At 66.9% G+C, this 1764-nt stretch carries 2 protein-coding genes; both read left to right on the forward strand.

Annotation, left to right across the window (positions count from 1 at the left end):
• Nucleotides 1-100 precede the first annotated feature (100 nt).
• Nucleotides 101-886: a hypothetical protein gene (locus ACFWPJ_RS31950; RefSeq protein ID WP_378857122.1), complete on the forward strand. Its 786-nt coding sequence runs from the start codon at nucleotides 101-103 to the stop codon at nucleotides 884-886.
• A partial coding sequence (locus ACFWPJ_RS31955) for a hypothetical protein (protein WP_378857124.1) occupies nucleotides 883-1764 on the forward strand: 882 nt, incomplete at its 3' end. The genes ACFWPJ_RS31950 and ACFWPJ_RS31955, both read left to right, overlap by 4 nt.

Genomic DNA, 1764 nt, shown 5'->3' on the forward strand with positions numbered 1-1764 from the left:
GGCCACACCCCACGGGAGTGTTTAATGTTTTAACTAGGATACAAGAGTAAACAAGCGCTTTTTCAACGCGCTGACTAATCCGGCGGCGGAGACCAAAGCCTTGCTGGACCAGCAGCGCGGCAGCGGCCGTGAGCCCACGCAGGCCTGGACCGAGAACTTCGGCCAGCGGGCGATCGTGCACGGTGAACTCACCGCTGCTGCCGTCGCCGGTGGGGTGCCGGTTGAATGGGTCGATCAGGCCCGCGCACGCGGCACGAAAAGGATCCGCTGGAACACCAACCTGTTCCTTCGACCGGCCGCCCCGATCGACCGGGACGCGCTGTTGCAGCAGCTGGGAGCCGACTACGAAAGGTTGGCGCGCTTCTGCGGAATCCACGCCGCCTACAGCGAATTCATGCCAGCACAGGGATCGAAACTGCCGAGCGCGGTGGACAACGTGGTGAACACGTTGTGGCGCCGCAGTACCCAGATCGGGGTGCTACTCGGCGTCGACGGCGCACAAGCCGCACACTACTGGCCGCACCAACGCTGGATGGAAACGGCCACCGCCGCAGCAGTGGGGCTCGGTCCCGATCAGCTCGCCCGTCAGTGGCACGAGATCGCCGCGACGAATATCGCCGGCTACGCCGTGCAGTCGATGGCGTTGTCGAAGGCGGAAATCGACCCCGATCCGCAGTTCGCCGCACCCGAGCCGGAAACGGTGCTTTCCGCTCTGGCGCAGCGGGACAGGCAGCGGCCGGTGCTGTTCTCCGACGCCGCGGGTGCGCATATCAGTGCTGCCGTGGACGCGACTGCCTCCACGAGCGCACACACCGACTACGACCCGCTGGTGAACCCGCCACTGTTCAGCGACCGGCCCGGCAACTACCGCGGGGTCGAACCATGACCAGGCCGGCCCCTCCGGCCCGGCTCGTCGCCGACCTCCCCGCTGAGCAGGCCGAAGTCCTCGCCAACATCCATGATCTGGCTCGCCGGGCGAGTGCGATCCGTCGCGAACAGCGCCACTCCCCAGAGCTTGCTCGGCTCGACTTCGACCGCAGTATCGCCGAGATCACCGCCGCGGCACTCGGCGTCCCCGCAGTGTGGATCAACCAAGCCAGGGAACTGGGAACCAAGAACCGGGCCTGGCAACCCACCACCGTGCTGCGGGACCCGCCGAAGGACAACGTGGTCCGGCGAGGATTCGGTCGAGTCGTCGCCGACACCGACCGAATTGCAGACATGGCGGCGGTGACGGTGGTCCGCGAACACCACCTCCAACACGCCGGTATCGACGGCGAACCCGAACCGGCGGTGGCCCATCAACTCTGGCGCAACATGGAGGCATTGCGCACACGCGTCATTTACACCGCCGACGCGATCAACATGGATTCGGCGCGACGAGCCCGGAGCTGGACGGTCACCGACGCGAACCTGGCTAACCGGGTCCACGCGCACAGCCACCTCGCCGTCGATGACCTGACCGCGCTGTGGCGCGACCTCGGTACGCCCGCGATCGCCGCGAGCGTACGGTCGTCGCTGGCCAGCCTTCGCCGCACCACCACCGCCAGTGTCGAGCTGGACATGGAACCGGCGACCACGCAGGACCTGCTCACTCGCGCTCGCGAGCAGCTTGCCGTCGATCCGGCACCGGGGTCGGAACGCGGGCAAGGACAGGTGATCGATGCCGCCGTCCAGGCTGCCCTGCCCGTAGCGGCATTCGAGCCCGACTCCTCCCAGGAGCAGGTAGTGAACCGGGCTGGTAGTGGACCGCAACAACATCAC

Source organism: Nocardia sp. NPDC058497, from assembly GCF_042720195.1.
Lineage (GTDB): Bacteria > Actinomycetota > Actinomycetes > Mycobacteriales > Mycobacteriaceae > Nocardia.